Origin of the sequence: Homoserinibacter sp. YIM 151385, assembly GCF_027912415.1 — a bacterium.
In the GTDB taxonomy this organism is placed as follows: domain Bacteria; phylum Actinomycetota; class Actinomycetes; order Actinomycetales; family Microbacteriaceae; genus Schumannella.
Genome location: NZ_CP115175.1, coordinates 1,638,468 through 1,653,181, shown reverse-complemented (window position 1 = coordinate 1,653,181; position 14,714 = coordinate 1,638,468). Strand labels below are relative to the sequence as shown.

The following is a 14,714-nucleotide window of genomic DNA, read 5'->3' as shown; positions in this document are numbered from 1 at the left end:
GCCAGGAGCCCCATGAGCCTCATCGTGCAGAAGTACGGCGGCTCGAGCGTCGCCGACGCCGAGAGCATCAAGCGGGTCGCGAAGCGCATCGTCGAGGCGCGCCGCGCCGGCCACGAGGTCGTCGTCGCGGTCAGCGCGATGGGCGACACGACCGACGAGCTCATCGACCTCGCGCACGAGGTCACGCCGATCCCCGACGCCCGCGAGATGGACATGCTCCTCACGACCGGCGAGCGGATCTCGATGGCGCTGCTCGCCATGGCGATCAAGTCGCTCGGCTTCGAGGCGCGCTCCTACACGGGCAGTCAGGCCGGCATGATCACCGACGCCCAGCACGGCGCGGCCCGCATCGTCGACGTCACCCCGGTCCGCGTCCGCGAGGCGCTCGACGAAGGCGCGATCGCGATCGTCGCCGGCTTCCAGGGCTTCAACCGCGACTCCCGCGACATCACGACGCTCGGCCGCGGCGGATCCGACACGACCGCGGTCGCCCTCGCGGCGGCGCTCGAGGCGGACGTCTGCGAGATCTACACCGACGTCGACGGCGTCTACACGGCCGACCCCCGGGTCGTGCCGAGCGCGCAGAAGATCGAGTCGGTCACGAGCGAGGAGATGCTGGAGCTCGCGGCGGCGGGGGCGAAGGTCCTCTACATCCGCGCGGTCGAGTACGCGAGGCGCCATGGGGTCACGCTCCACGTGCGGTCCTCGTTCAACAACTCCGAGGGCACGCTCGTCGTCGAAGCCACCGAGGGAGAGAACATGGAAGAGCCGATCATCACCGGCGTCGCGGGGGATCTCAGCGAGGCGAAGATCACGGTCGTCGGCGTCCCCGACGTCCCCGGCAAGGCGGCGGAGATCTTCACGATCGTCGCGAAGACGGGCGCGAACATCGACATGATCGTGCAGAACGTGTCGGCCGCCGCGACGGGCCTCACCGACATCTCCTTCACGCTGCCGAAGTCGGACGGCCAGAAGGTCCTCACGGCGCTCACGGCCGAGCAGGCCCCCACCGGCTTCGCGAGCCTCCAGTACGACGACCAGATCGGCAAGCTCTCCGTCGTCGGCGCCGGGATGCGGACGAACGCGGGCGTCAGCGCCCAGCTCTTCCGCTCGCTCAGCGAGAACGGCATCAACATCGAGATGATCTCCACCTCCGAGATCCGGATCTCGGTGGTGACGCGCGCCGACTCGCTGCCGGAGGCGATGCGCGTCGTCCACACGGCCTTCGGCCTCGACGGCGACGGCGTCGCCGCCGTGCACGCCGGAACCGGCCGCTGATCCACGACATCCTGCCGACCTCCGCGCCATGAGCGCCCGTACCGCGAGGGCGGGTGCGCTGCGGCCTAGACTCGTCGGCATCCTCGAACCACGGGAGTAGCAATGGGCATCAAGCTGGGCGTCGTCGGCGCCACCGGCCAGGTCGGCGCGGTCGTGCGCCGTCTCCTCGAGGAGCGGGAGCTCCCGATCGACGGGATCCGCTTCTTCGCGAGTGCGCGCAGCGCGGGCACGACGCTCCCGTTCAAGGGCGAGGACATCGTGGTCGAGGATGCCGCGACCGCCGACCCCGCGGGCCTCGACGTCGCGATCTTCTCCGCCGGCGCGACCATGTCCCGGGTGCAGGCTCCGCGCTTCGCGGCCGCCGGCGTCACGGTGATCGACAACTCGAGCGCCTGGCGCATGGACCCGGAGGTCCCGCTCGTCGTGAGCGAGGTCAACCCCGAGGCGATCGACGAGGCCGTCAAGGGCATCATCGCGAACCCGAACTGCACGACCATGGCGGCGATGCCGGTGCTCAAGCCCCTGCACGCCGAGGCAGGCCTCTCGCGCCTCGTCGTCTCCACCTACCAGGCGACCTCGGGCGCCGGGCTCAAGGGCGGTGCGGAGCTCCTCGCCGAGGCGCGCGCCGCGGTCGAGCAGGATGCCATCCAGCTCGTGCACGACGGCTCGGCGGTCGAGTTCCCGGCCGCGGAGGCCTTCCCGACCACGATCGCGTTCAACGTCATCCCGCACGCCGGCGACTTCGTCGACGACGGCCTCGACGAGACCGTCGAGGAGCAGAAGCTCCGTCACGAGTCGCGCAAGATCCTCGGCATCCCGGGTCTCCCGGTGAGCGGCACCTGCGTGCGCGTGCCCGTGTTCACGGGCCACTCGCTCTCCGTCAACGCCGAGTTCTCGCGCGCGCTGAGCCCCGAGCGGGCGCGCGAGCTCCTTGCCGACGCGCCGGGCGTGCAGCTGGTCGACGTGCCGACGCCGCTCGCCGCGGCGGGCGCCGACCCGAGCCTCGTGGGCCGCATCCGTCAGGACGAGGGCGTCGAGGGCGGCCGCGGGCTCGCGCTCTTCATCTCCAACGACAACCTCCGCAAGGGCGCCGCCCTCAACGCGGTGCAGATCGCCGAGCTCATCGCGTCGCGCGTCGCCGTCTGACATCCGGGGTGCGGGCCTCGCCGTCTGAGCGGTCGAGGTGCGGGGGCCGTCGAGGTGCTGGGCCGTCGAGGTGCGGGCTTCGCCGCATGTCTTGACCCCCACTCGGGGGGCGTGTCAGAGTGTGCGGGGCTCGACGGCGAGCTCGTCCACGTCCGTCCTCAGGGAAGCCCCCGATGCTGCTCATCCTCTCCGCCGAACCCCAGCGCCTGCGTCTCGCCGATGCCGGCGTGGACACGGTCTTCGGCGTGGTCGCGGTGGCGATCGGGCTCGTGACCTGCGGGCTGCTCCTCCTGCTGGCGCGCCGTGCGCGACGCGAGCAGCTCGAGCGCCGCGAGCTCGAGCAGGCGCGCGGCGAGGACTGATCCCCGTTCAGAGCGAACCGTCGGGGCCGCCTGCTCGAATACCCTGCATGAGGTCTCGAGTCGCGCTCGCCGCCGCCCTGCTCGGGGCGGCCGTCGTCCTGGCCGGCTGCGCGCCGGCATCCTCGGATCCGGAGGGCCCCGTGACCGACCCCGACGCCCCGCTCGCCGCCTTCTACGGCGACTCCTACACGCTCGGCACCGGCGCCTCGGAGGAGTCCCGGCGCTGGTCGACGATCATCTCGACCGAACGCGGCTGGCGCGAGTTCAACCCGAGCGTCAACGGGCTCGGCTTCGTCAACAACCGCGGCACCCTCGACCTCCCGGCGGCCGTCATCCGGCAGGATCCCGACCTCCTCTTCATCACGATGGGCCTCAACGACAACTTCTCGTACCGCTTCGGTCCCGAGGCGATCGAGGCGCAGATCGACGCCGATCTCGAACGGCTGCGCGACGAGCTGCCCGAGTCCCGCATCATCGTCGTGGAGCCGTTCTGGTACACCGACGAGCGACCCGAGTCGGTCGCGGCGATCATCGGCTGGGTCCGGGACGCCGCAGCGGCCATCGACGCCGAGTACATCCCCGGCGCCTCCCGCTGGATCGAGGGGCATCCCGAGTGGATGGCGGCCGACGGCCTCCACCCGAACGACGAGGGGTATGCGGAGATGGCGGCGCGGATGGACGCGGAGCTCCGAAAGCTCGGCCTCTGACCACCTGGCGGGCGCCCTCCCGGCGGGCTCCTAGAATGGGCGGGTGACGACGAAGCCTCTCGACGTAGCCCTCATCGGCGGAGGGATCATGAGCGCGACGCTCGGGACGATCCTCAAGCAGCTCGAGCCGAGCTGGACGATCGGCATCTTCGAGCAGCTCAGCGACGTCGCCCTCGAGAGCTCGAACCCGTGGAACAACGCCGGCACCGGGCACAGCGCCCTCTGCGAGCTCAACTACACGCCCGAGAAGGCGGACGGCTCGATCGACATCTCGAACGCCGTCAAGGTCAACGAGCAGTTCCAGGTCTCGCGCCAGCTGTGGTCGCACCTCGCCGACACGGGCGTCCTGCCGGACCCCTCGCGCTACATCTCGAGCGTGCCGCACATGAGCTTCGTGTGGGGGACCGAGAACGTCGAGTACCTCCGCAAGCGCTACGAGGCGCTCAAGGACCACCCGCTCTTCGCGGGCATCGAGTACTCGGAGGATGCGGCCGTGATCCGCCGCTGGGCGCCGTCGCTCATCCCCGGCCGCCGCCGCGACCAGCCGATCGCGGCGACCTACACGGCCGCCGGCACCGACATCGACTTCGGCTCGCTCACCCGCCTGCTGTTCGGCGGCCTCACCTCGCTCGAGGGCGTGACGCTGGAGACGGACCACCGCGTGAAGCGCCTGAAGCGCGACCGCGAGGGCCTCTGGCACGTCGGCATGTCGCACGAGATCGGCGGCACCTACATCGAGAAGACGGCGCGCTTCGTGTTCGTCGGCGCCGGCGGCGGCGCGCTCAACCTGCTGCAGAAGGCCGGCATCCCGGAGATCCGCGGCTACGGCGGCTTCCCCATCAGCGGCCAGTTCCTCCGCACCGACGACCCCGAGATCGTCGCGAAGCACACCGCGAAGGTGTACGGGAAGGCCTCGGTCGGCGCCCCGCCGATGTCGGTGCCGCACCTCGACACCCGGGTCGTGGACGGCAAGTCGAGCCTGCTGTTCGGCCCCTACGCCGGCTTCTCGACGAAGTACCTCAAGCAGGGCTCGTGGCTCGACCTCTTCCGCGCGCTGCGGCCGCACAACATCGGCACCTTCCTCGGCGCGGGGCTCAGCAACCTCGACCTCGTGCGCTACCTCGTCAGCGAGGTCTTCGCGAGCCGCAGGAAGAAGATCGCCGCGCTCCAGGAGTTCGCGCCGAAGGCCGACGGCTCCGCCTGGCGCCTCATCACGGCGGGCCAGCGCGTGCAGATCATGAAGCGCGGCGCCGACGGCAAGCCGGTGATCCAGTTCGGGACCGAGGTCATCTCGGGCGCCGACGGCTCCATCGCGGGGCTCCTCGGCGCCTCGCCGGGTGCCTCGACGGCCGCGCCCATCATGTTCTCGCTCATCGAGCAGTGCTTCCCGGACCGGGTCGAGGCGTGGCGTCCGCGCATCGAGGAGATGGTGCCGAGCTACGGCCAGCGCCTCGCCGACAACAAGCAGAAGGCGAAGCGCTCGCTCGCCCGCACGGCGAAGGCCCTGCAGATCACGACCTGAACCAGATGCGGGTTTCTCCGCATTCGCACGGAGGATCCCCGGTGCGAACGCGGAGAAACCCACATCTCGAGCACGCGGGACGGTTGACGCCTGAGCGGGCCGGCTCCGGACGGCACGGTCGATCGTCCACTGTTCCGTTTCGTCGCTTGCCGGATGCTCGAACATGTGTTCGAATGTCCGCATGCGGTGGAGCGGGCAGGCACTCGAGTCGGAGGCGGTCTCGGCGCTGGCCCCGCTCGCGCGGCTGAGCAATGTGGTGCGCTCCGTCTCGACCCCCGAGTTCGCGGGGGTCACCTTCCACGAGATCCTCGCGAAGAGCGCGCTCAACCGCGTGCCCGGCGCGAGCGCCCTGCCCTTCGGCTGGACGGTCAATCCCTACCGCGGCTGCTCGCACGCCTGCGTCTACTGCTTCGCGCGTCCCACGCACGAGTACCTCGACCTCGATGCGGGGCGGGATTTCGACAGTCAGGTGGTCGTGAAGGTCAACGTCGCGGAGGTCCTCGCGCGCGAGCTCGCCCGCCCGAGCTGGGGCCGGCATCCCGTCGCCCTCGGCACGAACACCGACCCCTACCAGCGCGCCGAGGGGCGCTACCGGCTCATGCCGGGCATCGTCGCAGCACTCGCCGCCTCGGGCACGCCGCTGAGCATCCTCACGAAGGGCACGCTGCTGCGGCGGGACCTGCCGCTGCTCGTGGAGGCCTCCGAGCGCGTCCCCGTCGACGTCTCGATGTCCATCGCCGTCTTCGATCCGGAGCTGCAGGCGAGCATCGAGCCGGGCACCCCGTCGACGGCGGCGCGCCTCGCGACCGTGCGCGCCCTGCGGGAGGCGGGCCTCGGGTGCGCCGTCTTCCTCATGCCCGTCCTGCCCCACCTCACCGACTCCCGCGCCGCGCTCGACGAGGCGCTCGGCCGGATCGCCGAGGCCGGCGCGACGAGCGTCGCCTACTCGGCACTGCACCTGCGACCCGGCGTGCGGGAGTGGTTCCGCGACTGGCTCGCGCGCGAGCACCCCGATCTCGTGCCGCGCTACGCGGAGCTCTACGGCACCTCCGTCTACGCGCCGAAGGAGTACCGACGCTGGCTCGCGCAGCGGATCCGCCCCCTCATCCGCAAGCACGGGCTGGATCGCGCCGAGCTCGAGCAGGGCACGGGCACGCTGCGCTCCTCCGCGCGCCGGGAGGGCCGCGCCGGCGCGATCGTGCCCGGCGGCGCGCGCCGGGGGAGCGGCGCCGGAGCGACGCGGCTCGCCGCCGAGCTCGCACCCGAGACGGCGGCGGCGCTCCAGCCGACCCTGTTCTGAGCGTCGCGCGGGGTGGACGGCCGGTGCGCGGCAATAGGCTTAGGGGCATGAGCATGTCCGATGCGGCGTCGAGCCCCCCGGCGTCGGCTGCGCTGCCGGGCACGGCGGCGGACGGCATCGAGACGCCCGAGCGGCGCATCCGCCTCGCCATCCTCGACGACCACGAGGTCCTCCTCGACGCGCTGTCCACGTGGATCGGCGCCAACGCGCGCGACTTCGAGGTCGTCCTCGTCGCGGCGACCTGGCTGCAGCTCGTCCACAGCGCCAACTTCCCCACCGACCTCGTCTTCATCGACTTCCAGCTCAACGAGCCCGTCTCCATCGAAGCCCGCGTGCGCACCTGCCGCGCCGCCGGCGCCAAGGTCGTCGTCCTCACCAGCCTCGACACCCGCGAGGCGCGCGACCGCGCCCTCGCGGCCGGTGCCGCCGACTTCCTCTCCAAGTCGCTGCCCATGAGCGAGGTCATGGATGCCGCCCGCCGGGTCATGGGCCTCCAGGGCGAGCAGCCGACCGAGCGCTCCTGGCGTCCGCTACCCGTCGGTGGCGCCGCCGCGCACGCCCGCCCGCGGCTCAGCCCCGGCGAGGAGGAGGCGCTGCGCCTCTACGTCGCCGGCCACAGCACGGCCGGCGTCGCCGAGAACATGAACGTCCAGTACGAGACCGCGAAGACCTACCTGCGGCGGGTGCGCGAGAAGTACGCCCGCGTGGGGCGACCGGCCGGCAAGAAGGCGGAGCTGATCCGTCGAGCCGCCGAGGACGGATACCTGCAGTAGATGTCGAAGCTCTACTTCCGCTACGGCGCGATGAACAGCGGCAAGTCGACCGCCCTGCTCCAGGCGGCGTACAACTACGAGGAGCGCGGACAGCGCGTGCTCCTCGCGAAGCCCGCCATCGACTCCAAAGGCGAGGCCTCCATCGTCTCCCGCCTCGGCGTCACCCGGCCCGTCGACTTCACCGTGACCGCCGAAGACGACGTCTACCAGGTGTTCACCGCCCAGCGCGAGAAGGTCATCCGGGACACCGGGCGGGATGTGAGCTGCCTCCTCATGGACGAGGTGCAGTTCCTCTCCGAGACGCAGGTCGACGACCTGCTGCGCATCGCCATCATGGAGGACGTGCCGGTGCTGGCCTACGGCATCCGCACCGACTTCCAGACGATCGCGTTCCCGGGGAGCCGCCGCCTGCTCGAGGTCGCCCACTCGCTCGAGGAGCTGAAGACGATCTGCCGCTGCGGGCGGAAGGCGATCTTCAACGCGCGGACCGTCGACGGCGAGTTCGTGTTCGACGGGGCGCAGGTCGCGATCGACGGGGTCGACGTGACGTACGAGTCGCTGTGCGGGCAGTGCTACCTGGAGGAGTCGGGCGGCTCGCTCAACAACGCCTGGCGGCCCCGCATCGACTTCGCGTACGGCGACGAGCCCGACGCCGACTTCACCTGAGGACCTCGCGGGGGTGGGTTCGGTCCTCGCGGGGGTGCGGGGCGGCGGCGGATGCGTCCGCGTCCGCGTCCCGCGCTGCTCCTGCGTCGCGGCGCCCGCCAGGCCCGACCAGCGGCCGCGAACGCATCCGCCGCCGCCCCGCGTCTGCCGCACAAAAGCTTGCGCCGTCGGGGGCGGCTGCGTCGTCGCAGGCCGCATGCCGGGGCGCGCCGCGTGCTCATCTCCCAACAGCGACGCCGTCGGCGCGCTGGAGGCAGACGATCAGAACCCCGCCTCAGGACCCGTCCACCTGGCTGCCCATCAGCGACGTCTTCGACGCGCCTGCGCGTCGAAGACCAGAAGGCACGAACGACCAGAGCCCCCATTCGCGAAGCGAATGAGGGCCCTGGCCTCTGGTCGGGGTAACAGGATTTGAACCTGCGACCTCGTCGTCCCGAACGACGCGCGCTACCAAGCTGCGCCATACCCCGATACTGCTGTCGCCTGACGGCAACCGGTCAATCGTACCCGATTTCGGCGGCGGTGAGCGTCAGCACGATCGCCTCGGGCGGGCAGGCGAATCGGACGGGTGCGTAGATGGAGGTGCCGAGTCCTGCCGAGACCTGGAGGAAGGCGCTCGAGCCGGCGTGCCGCCAGACGCTCAGGCCCTGCGCCTGCTCGGCGGGGATGTCGCAGTTGGTGACGAGGGCCGGCCGCCCGGGGATGCGGACCTGCCCGCCGTGCGTGTGCCCGGCGACGATGAGGTCGGCGCCCTGGGTGGTGAGCCCGTCGAGCACGCGGCGGTAGGGGGCGTGGGTGACGCCGACGCGGAACACCGGCGCGTAGCCCTCCTCGGACCACTCGACCTCCTCGCGCATCTCCTCGACGCGGCCGGGGAGGCCGACCAGATCGTCCCAGCCGCGGTGGGCGTCGCCGGTGCCGAAGAACTCGAAGCGGTTGCCTCGGATCTCGATCGCGTGCGCCTCCGTCTCGAGGGGGAGCCAGCCGAGCTCGCCCTCGAGGTAGTCGTCGAGCGCCTCCGCGTCGAGGTCGGGCGGGCTGACCTTGAGGGGGCGGTCGGGCAGGAAGTACCCGAAGGGGTTCTTGAGCACCGGCCCGTAGTAGTCGTTCGAGCCGTGCACGTGCACCCCGGCGACCCCGCGGAAGGGGTCGAGCGCGGCGCGGAGTCCGGCGAGCCCGTCGACGTGGCCGAGGTTGTCGCCGGTGCCGATGACGAGGTCGGGCTCGTAGCGGGCGAGCGAGCGCACGAAGTCCTGCTTGTCGTGCTGCCAGGGCGCCATGTGCAGGTCGCTGAGGTGCAGGATCGTGACGTCCCGCGACCCGGGCTCGAGGACGCGCAGCACCTCGTGGCGGACCTGGAAGCGCCGCCGCTCGACGAGCGCACCCCAGGCGAAGGCCGCCGCCCCTGCGGCGGCGGCGCCGACCAGGGCGCCGCCGACGACGCGCCGGGGGCTCATCGTCGGACCCGCCGATCGCGCGCGATCAGCATTCCGCCCGCCGCACGGTCAGCGTGACGGTGCGGTCGTTGCTCGCCATGCCTCCCGCCTTCGGGTCCTGCTTGACGACCTTGTCGAGGTCGGAGTCGGCGAGCGGATCGTCGGAGGACTGACACGATTCGACGACGTTCGCGAAGGCGGAGAATCTCGCCTTCGCCTCCTCGAAGCTCAGGCCGATGACATCCGGCACCTCCGCGCCCTTCCCGTTGGAGCGGAAGACGGTGACGATGCTGCCCTTCGGCACGGAGGCGCCCGAGGCGGGCTCCTGCCGGACGATGGTGCCGACCGGCTGGTCGGAGGCGACGCCGCCGCCGTCCTTCATGCTGAGCTCCGCGTTCTGGATGACGCCGCGGGCCTGGTCGACGGTGGATCCGAGGACGTCGGGCACGAAGGTCGGCTGGCCGTTGAGCAGCTCGGACGACGCGCCCGGGAAGGCGGTGCCGGGGAGCGAGGCGTCGATGCGCTGCGCGATGGGCCGGAAGATGTAGTGACGCAGGAGCGCGGCGCTGTTGCCGTTGACGGCCGCCTGGCGCAGCGGCTGCTTGCCGCGGGTGTTGCCCACCCAGACGGCGGTCGCGGCGCGGGTCGAGGAGCCGACCATCCAGGTGTGGACCGAGTTGTCGGTCGTGCCCGTCTTGCCGATGTAGGGCGTGCCGTCGTTCGGGTTGGACGCCGCGGCCGTGCCGCCCATCACCTGCTGCATCGCATAGGCCGCGGTGTTGGCGACCTCGGGGCGGATGGCCTGGTGGCATCCCGCATCCTGGCCCGGGAGCTCCTCCTCGTCCGGTCCGACGACCTTGTCGACGGCGATCGGCTTGCAGTAGATGCCCTTGTTCGCGATGGCCGCATAGGCGGCGGCCTGGGTCATCGGCGAGACGGTGTTGTCGCAGCCGCCGATGACGCAGGACGGCATCGTGTAGAGATCGGAGCCGTCCGCCTTGCCGTCGGCGCGGTGCACGCCGATCGAGCGGGCGATGTCGCGGATGTCGCACTGGTCGATCTTGGAGGCCATCTGGAGGAAGACGGAGTTGATGGAGGCGGCGGTGCCCGAGACGCCGGTGTAGCGGCCGGTCTCGTAGGCGTCGTTGCGGAACTTGTACTCGCCGCCCCACGGGCCGTTGCAGCGGTCGGCGAAGTCGGCCTGGTTCAGCGTCGTGATGCCGGCGTTGAAGCCCTCGTTGACACCGCGGCCGGCATCCAGCCAGGCGAGCAGGGTGTAGGGCTTGTAGGTCGAGCCCGGCTGGAAGCCGCGTGAGCCGCCGTAGCGCTGATCGGCCGTGTAGTTGACGGCCGTGGTGCCCTTGGCGGCCTTCTCGCGGTTGTCGAAGTCGCGGTTCTGCGCCATGGCGAGGATGCGGCCGGTGCCCGTCTGGACGGTCACGGCGGCCGCGCCGAGGTTGAAGGTCGCGGCGTTCGGGTCGGCGTACTGCCGGGTGACGCCCCGGGCGGTGTCCTGGATGCCGGCGCTGAGGGTGCCGTAGAGGGTGTAGCCGCCGAACTTCCAGTTCTGGAGGCGCTCCTCGGGGGTCTTACCGAGCGCCTCGAGGTCCTTGACGGAGTTGACGACGTAGTCGCAGAACCACTGGTAGTTCTTCTTCGCGGCGAAACAGCCGTTGGAGGGCTTGTTGAGCTTGAGGAACTTCTCGTCCACCGGCGTCGCGATGGCCTCGTCGAGCTCCTCCTGCGTGAGGTGGTCGTCCTTGAACATCGCCTTGAGGATGAAGTCGCGGCGGATCTGGTTGCGCTCGAAGTTCTCGGGGTTGTCGAGGCTGCGCGCGTTCGGGTACTGGACGATCGCGATGAGGCTCGCGGCCTGAGCCGGGGTGAGCTTCGCGGCGGTCGTGGAGAAGTACTGCTGCGCGGCGGCCTGCACGCCGTAGGTGTTCGCGCCGAAGTTCGCGATGTTGAGGTAGCCGGCGAGGATCTCGTCCTTCGAGTAGGCCTTCTCGAGCCCGATCGCGAGCTTCATCTCGCGCAGCTTGCGGCCCGCGGTCGGCTCGAGTGCCTCCTGCTGGGCCTGGATGCTCTCCTCCTCGCTGAGCGTCTCGTCGTTGAAGGCCTCGAGGACGAGGATGTTGCGCACGGTCTGCATCGTGAGGGTCGAGGCGCCGCCGGAGTCCGAGGAGCCGCCGACGAGGCCGACGGCCGCGCGGGCGACCGAGTTCGGGTCGACGCCGTTGTGCTCGTAGAAGCGGCGGTCCTCACCCGAGATGGCGGCGAACTTGAGGTAGTCGCTCATCTTGTCGAGCGGGATCTCCTCGCGGTTCTGGTCGTAGATGGTGGCGATCCGCTGGCTGCCGTTGCCCTTCTTGATGCGGATCTCGTTGCGCTGCTTCTGCTGGCCCAGCTGGATGTACTCGGGGAGGCCGTCGAAGATGCCGATCGTCGCGTTGGCGGTGATGCCGGTCACGGCGATGGCGGGGGCGACCATCACGGTCACGAGCAGGCCGGCGAGTGCGGAGAAGCCGATGGCTCCGAGCGCCGCGCCGATGAGGCTCGAGGCCGTCTTCTTCTGGGCAGACATAGACAGTAGGGTACGCGAAGACCCCATCCGCCGAGCTGAATGGAAGCCCAACGATGCAGACCTGGGAGTACACGACGACCCCCCTGATCGTCCACAACACGACCGCGATCCTCAACAACTGGGGCGCGCAGGGCTGGGAGCTCGTGCAGGTCGTGCAGGGCCCCGAGGGCGGGCTCGTCGCCTACCTCAAGCGCCCCTCGGGCGAGGTCTCGGCGTGAGCGCGGTCGAGGCGCGGCTCGCGGAGCTCGGGCTCGAGCTCCCCGGCGTCGCGGCCCCCGCGGGCGCGTACCTCCCCGCGGTCGTCAGCGGGAACCTCGTCTTCACGGCGGGGCAGATCCCGCTCGTGGACGGTCAGGTCGCGGAGACCGGCAAGGTCGGCGCGGGCGTGAGCCCCGAGCGCGCGAAGGAGCTGGCCGCGATCTGCGTGCTCAACGGACTCGCCGCCGCGGCCTCCGTGATCGGCTCGCTCGACCGCGTGACGCGCGTCGTCAAGGTCACCGGCTTCGTCGCATCCGACCCGGCCTTCAGCGGGCAGCCCGGCGTCGTGAACGGCGCCTCGGAGCTGCTGGGCGAGGTCTTCGGGGATGCCGGCCGGCACGCCCGCAGCGCGGTCGGCGTCGCGGTCCTCCCGCTCGACGTGCCCGTCGAGGTGGAGCTCGTCCTCGAGTTCGCCTGACCGCGCCTCGATAGACATGTCTGCTGCGCGGGGGACGGCTGTATCCGGCCGTCCCCCGCGCGCCGCAGGTGTCCGGCGCGCTACTTGAGCTTGTCGGTGATGATCTGCATGACGGTCGTGTCGGCGAGCGTCGTCGTGTCGCCGATCTCGCGCCCCTCCGCGACGTCGCGCAGCAGCCGCCGCATGATCTTGCCGGAGCGCGTCTTCGGCAGCTCGTTCACGACGTAGACCTGCCGCGGGCGCGCGATCGCGCCGATCTGCTCGGCGACGTGCGCACGCAGGATGGAGCTCGCCTCATCGGCGGTCGCGACATCCGCCTGGCTCGCCTTCACGATGACGAAGGCGACGACCGCCTGCCCCGTGGTCTCGTCGGCGGCGCCGACGACGGCGGCCTCCGCGACGAAGGGATGCGAGACGAGCGCCGACTCGATCTCGGCGGTCGAGAGGCGGTGGCCGGAGACGTTCATCACGTCATCGACGCGGCCGAGGAGCCAGATGTCGCCGTCCTCGTCCTTCCGCGCGCCGTCGCCCGCGAAGTACATGCGGCGTCGGGCACCCGGCTTGTCGAACTTCTCCCAGTACGTCTCGATGAACCGCTCCGGGTCGCCCCAGATGCCGCGGAGCATGCTCGGCCACGGCTCGGTGACGACGAGGAGGCCGCCCTGGCCCTTCTCGACGGCCGCGCCGTCGTCGTCGAGCACGTCGATCGAGATCCCGGGGAGCGCGACCTGCGCGCTGCCGGGCTTCGTCGCGGTGAGACCCGGGAGGGGGCTGATCATGATCGCGCCCGTCTCCGTCTGCCACCAGGTGTCGACGATGGGGGCCGTGCCGCCGCCGATGATGTCGCGGTACCAGATCCAGGCCTCGGGGTTGATCGGCTCGCCCACCGAGCCGAGCACGCGGATCGAGGAGAGGTCGGAGGCCTGGGGGATCTGGCGTCCCTGCTTCATGAAGGAGCGGATCGCGGTCGGCGCCGTGTAGAAGATCGACACCTTGTACTTCTCGACGAGCTGCCACCAGCGGCCCGGCTCCGGGAACTCCGGGGTGCCCTCGTAGAGCACCTGGGTGGCGCCGTTCGCGAGCGGGCCGTAGACGACGTAGCTGTGGCCGGTGACCCATCCGATGTCCGCCGTGCACCAGTAGACGTCGGTCTCCGGGTGGAGGTCGAAGACGTTCTTGTGCGTGTAGGCGGTCTGCGTGAGGTACCCGCCGCTCGTGTGGAGGATGCCCTTCGGCTTCCCCGTCGTGCCCGAGGTGTAGAGGATGAAGAGCGGGTTCTCGGCGTCGAAGGCCTCCGCCTCGTGCTCCGCGTCCATGGTCGCGATCTCCTCGTGCCACCACAGGTCGCGGCCCTCGGTCCAGTCGACCTCGTTCTCGCCGCGGCGCACGACGAGCACGTGCTCGACGCTCGTCTCGGTGACGGCCTGGTCGACCGTCTTCTTGAGCGGGAAAACCTTGCCCTTGCGCCAGCCGCCGTCGGCGGTGATGACGAGCTTCGCCTCCGCGTCGTCGATGCGGGAGCGGAGGCTGTCTGCGCTGAAGCCGCCGAACACGACGGAGTGCACGGCGCCGATGCGCGCGATGGCGAGCATCGAGATGACGGCCTCGGGGATCATCGGCAGGTAGATCGCGACGCGGTCGCCGCGCCGGATGCCGAGGCTCGCGAGCAGGTTCGCCGCCTTCTTCACCTCGGCGGTGAGCTCGGCGTAGGTGATGGTGCGGGTGTCGCCCGGCTCGCCCTCCCAGTGGATCGCGACGCGGTCGCCGTTCCCGGCGAGGACGTGGCGGTCGAGGCAGTTGTAGGCGACGTTGAGCTGCCCGTCGGCGAACCACTTCGCGAAGGGCGCCTGGGTCCAGTCGAGCGTCTGGGTGAAGGGCCGATGCCAGTGGAGGAGCTCGCGCGACTGGTCCGCCCAGAACTGCAGGCGGTCGGCCGCGGCGGCCTCCGCGAGCTCCGGCCCGGCGACCGCGGAGGCGGCGAACTCGGGGGTCGGCGGGAAGCGGCGGTCCTCGTGGAGCAGGCTGTCGATCGAATTCATGGAGGTCGTATCCTCGGTCGATTCCGCGAACGTGCCTGGTTCGTCGCGAAGAGCGGCAATGGTCTTGAGCACCGATCCTAGCCACGCCCGACGGCATCCCGCCCGGGGGACGCCGGAGGGCGGCGCGAAGTCGCCGGGTCCGCGCGGATCCCGGGCGGAATCACCCGTTGCGACGTCCCCCGTTTGGAGTACACTCGACTCAGCCGAGGGCGACCTCGGCCCGCA

13 protein-coding genes and 1 tRNA gene are annotated in these 14,714 nt (G+C 70.8%); 10 read left to right on the top strand and 4 right to left on the bottom strand.

Going from position 1 to position 14,714, the window contains the following annotated elements:
- The first annotated feature begins 12 nt into the window (after positions 1-12).
- The 8 genes from OF852_RS08015 (at position 13) to OF852_RS07980 (ending at position 7,754) form a co-directional block, all read left to right on the top strand.
- Complete coding sequence (locus tag OF852_RS08015) at positions 13-1,278, top strand: aspartate kinase (protein WP_271118649.1); 1,266 nt, start codon at positions 13-15, stop codon at positions 1,276-1,278.
- 102 nt (positions 1,279-1,380) lie between these two features.
- On the top strand, positions 1,381-2,424 hold the full coding sequence (locus OF852_RS08010; RefSeq protein WP_271118648.1) for an aspartate-semialdehyde dehydrogenase: 1,044 nt from the start codon (positions 1,381-1,383) through the stop codon (positions 2,422-2,424).
- 173 nt (positions 2,425-2,597) lie between these two features.
- Positions 2,598-2,786, top strand: a complete 189-nt coding sequence (locus OF852_RS08005) for a hypothetical protein (protein ID WP_271118647.1) — start codon at positions 2,598-2,600, stop codon at positions 2,784-2,786.
- A gap of 47 nt (positions 2,787-2,833) precedes the next feature.
- Positions 2,834-3,493, top strand: a complete 660-nt coding sequence (locus OF852_RS08000) for an SGNH/GDSL hydrolase family protein (protein ID WP_271118646.1) — start codon at positions 2,834-2,836, stop codon at positions 3,491-3,493.
- Positions 3,494-3,536: 43 nt separating this feature from the next.
- Entirely contained in the window at positions 3,537-5,015 is a 1,479-nt protein-coding gene (locus OF852_RS07995; RefSeq protein WP_442908609.1) for a malate:quinone oxidoreductase, read from the top strand.
- 181 nt (positions 5,016-5,196) lie between these two features.
- The gene (locus OF852_RS07990) at positions 5,197-6,315 is read left to right on the top strand and encodes an Rv2578c family radical SAM protein (RefSeq protein ID WP_271118645.1); all 1,119 of its coding nucleotides are present in this window, start codon (positions 5,197-5,199) and stop codon (positions 6,313-6,315) included.
- Positions 6,316-6,362: 47 nt separating this feature from the next.
- The gene (locus tag OF852_RS07985; protein ID WP_271118644.1) at positions 6,363-7,088 is read left to right on the top strand and encodes a response regulator transcription factor; all 726 of its coding nucleotides are present in this window, start codon (positions 6,363-6,365) and stop codon (positions 7,086-7,088) included.
- Entirely contained in the window at positions 7,089-7,754 is a 666-nt protein-coding gene (locus OF852_RS07980; RefSeq protein ID WP_271118643.1) for a thymidine kinase, read from the top strand.
- A 393-nt stretch (positions 7,755-8,147) separates the two neighbouring features.
- On the opposite strand, the gene OF852_RS07975 is transcribed toward OF852_RS07980, so the two are convergent.
- The 3 genes from OF852_RS07975 to OF852_RS07965 form a co-directional block, all read right to left on the bottom strand.
- A tRNA-Pro gene (locus OF852_RS07975) sits at positions 8,148-8,224 on the bottom strand.
- Positions 8,225-8,251: 27 nt separating this feature from the next.
- Positions 8,252-9,211, bottom strand: a complete 960-nt coding sequence (locus OF852_RS07970) for a metallophosphoesterase (protein WP_271118642.1) — start codon at positions 9,209-9,211, stop codon at positions 8,252-8,254.
- A 25-nt stretch (positions 9,212-9,236) separates the two neighbouring features.
- Positions 9,237-11,774, bottom strand: coding sequence for a transglycosylase domain-containing protein (locus OF852_RS07965; RefSeq protein ID WP_271118641.1), 2,538 nt, complete (start codon positions 11,772-11,774; stop codon positions 9,237-9,239).
- A 53-nt stretch (positions 11,775-11,827) separates the two neighbouring features.
- On the opposite strand from OF852_RS07965, the gene OF852_RS07960 reads away from it, so the two are divergent.
- Together OF852_RS07960 and OF852_RS07955 are read left to right on the top strand one after the other, a co-directional pair.
- Positions 11,828-11,992 carry a hypothetical protein gene (locus tag OF852_RS07960; RefSeq protein ID WP_271118640.1) on the top strand — a complete coding sequence of 55 codons (165 nt, stop codon included), beginning with the start codon at positions 11,828-11,830 and terminating at the stop codon, positions 11,990-11,992.
- The gene (locus OF852_RS07955) at positions 11,989-12,450 is read left to right on the top strand and encodes a RidA family protein (protein WP_271118639.1); all 462 of its coding nucleotides are present in this window, start codon (positions 11,989-11,991) and stop codon (positions 12,448-12,450) included. The genes OF852_RS07960 and OF852_RS07955 overlap by 4 nt, the downstream gene beginning before the upstream one ends.
- An 80-nt stretch (positions 12,451-12,530) precedes the next feature.
- Here OF852_RS07955 and acs read toward each other — a convergent pair whose 3' ends face one another.
- Positions 12,531-14,489: an acetate--CoA ligase gene (acs, locus tag OF852_RS07950; RefSeq protein ID WP_271118638.1), complete on the bottom strand. Its 1,959-nt coding sequence runs from the start codon at positions 14,487-14,489 to the stop codon at positions 12,531-12,533.
- Positions 14,490-14,714: the final 225 nt, after the last annotated feature.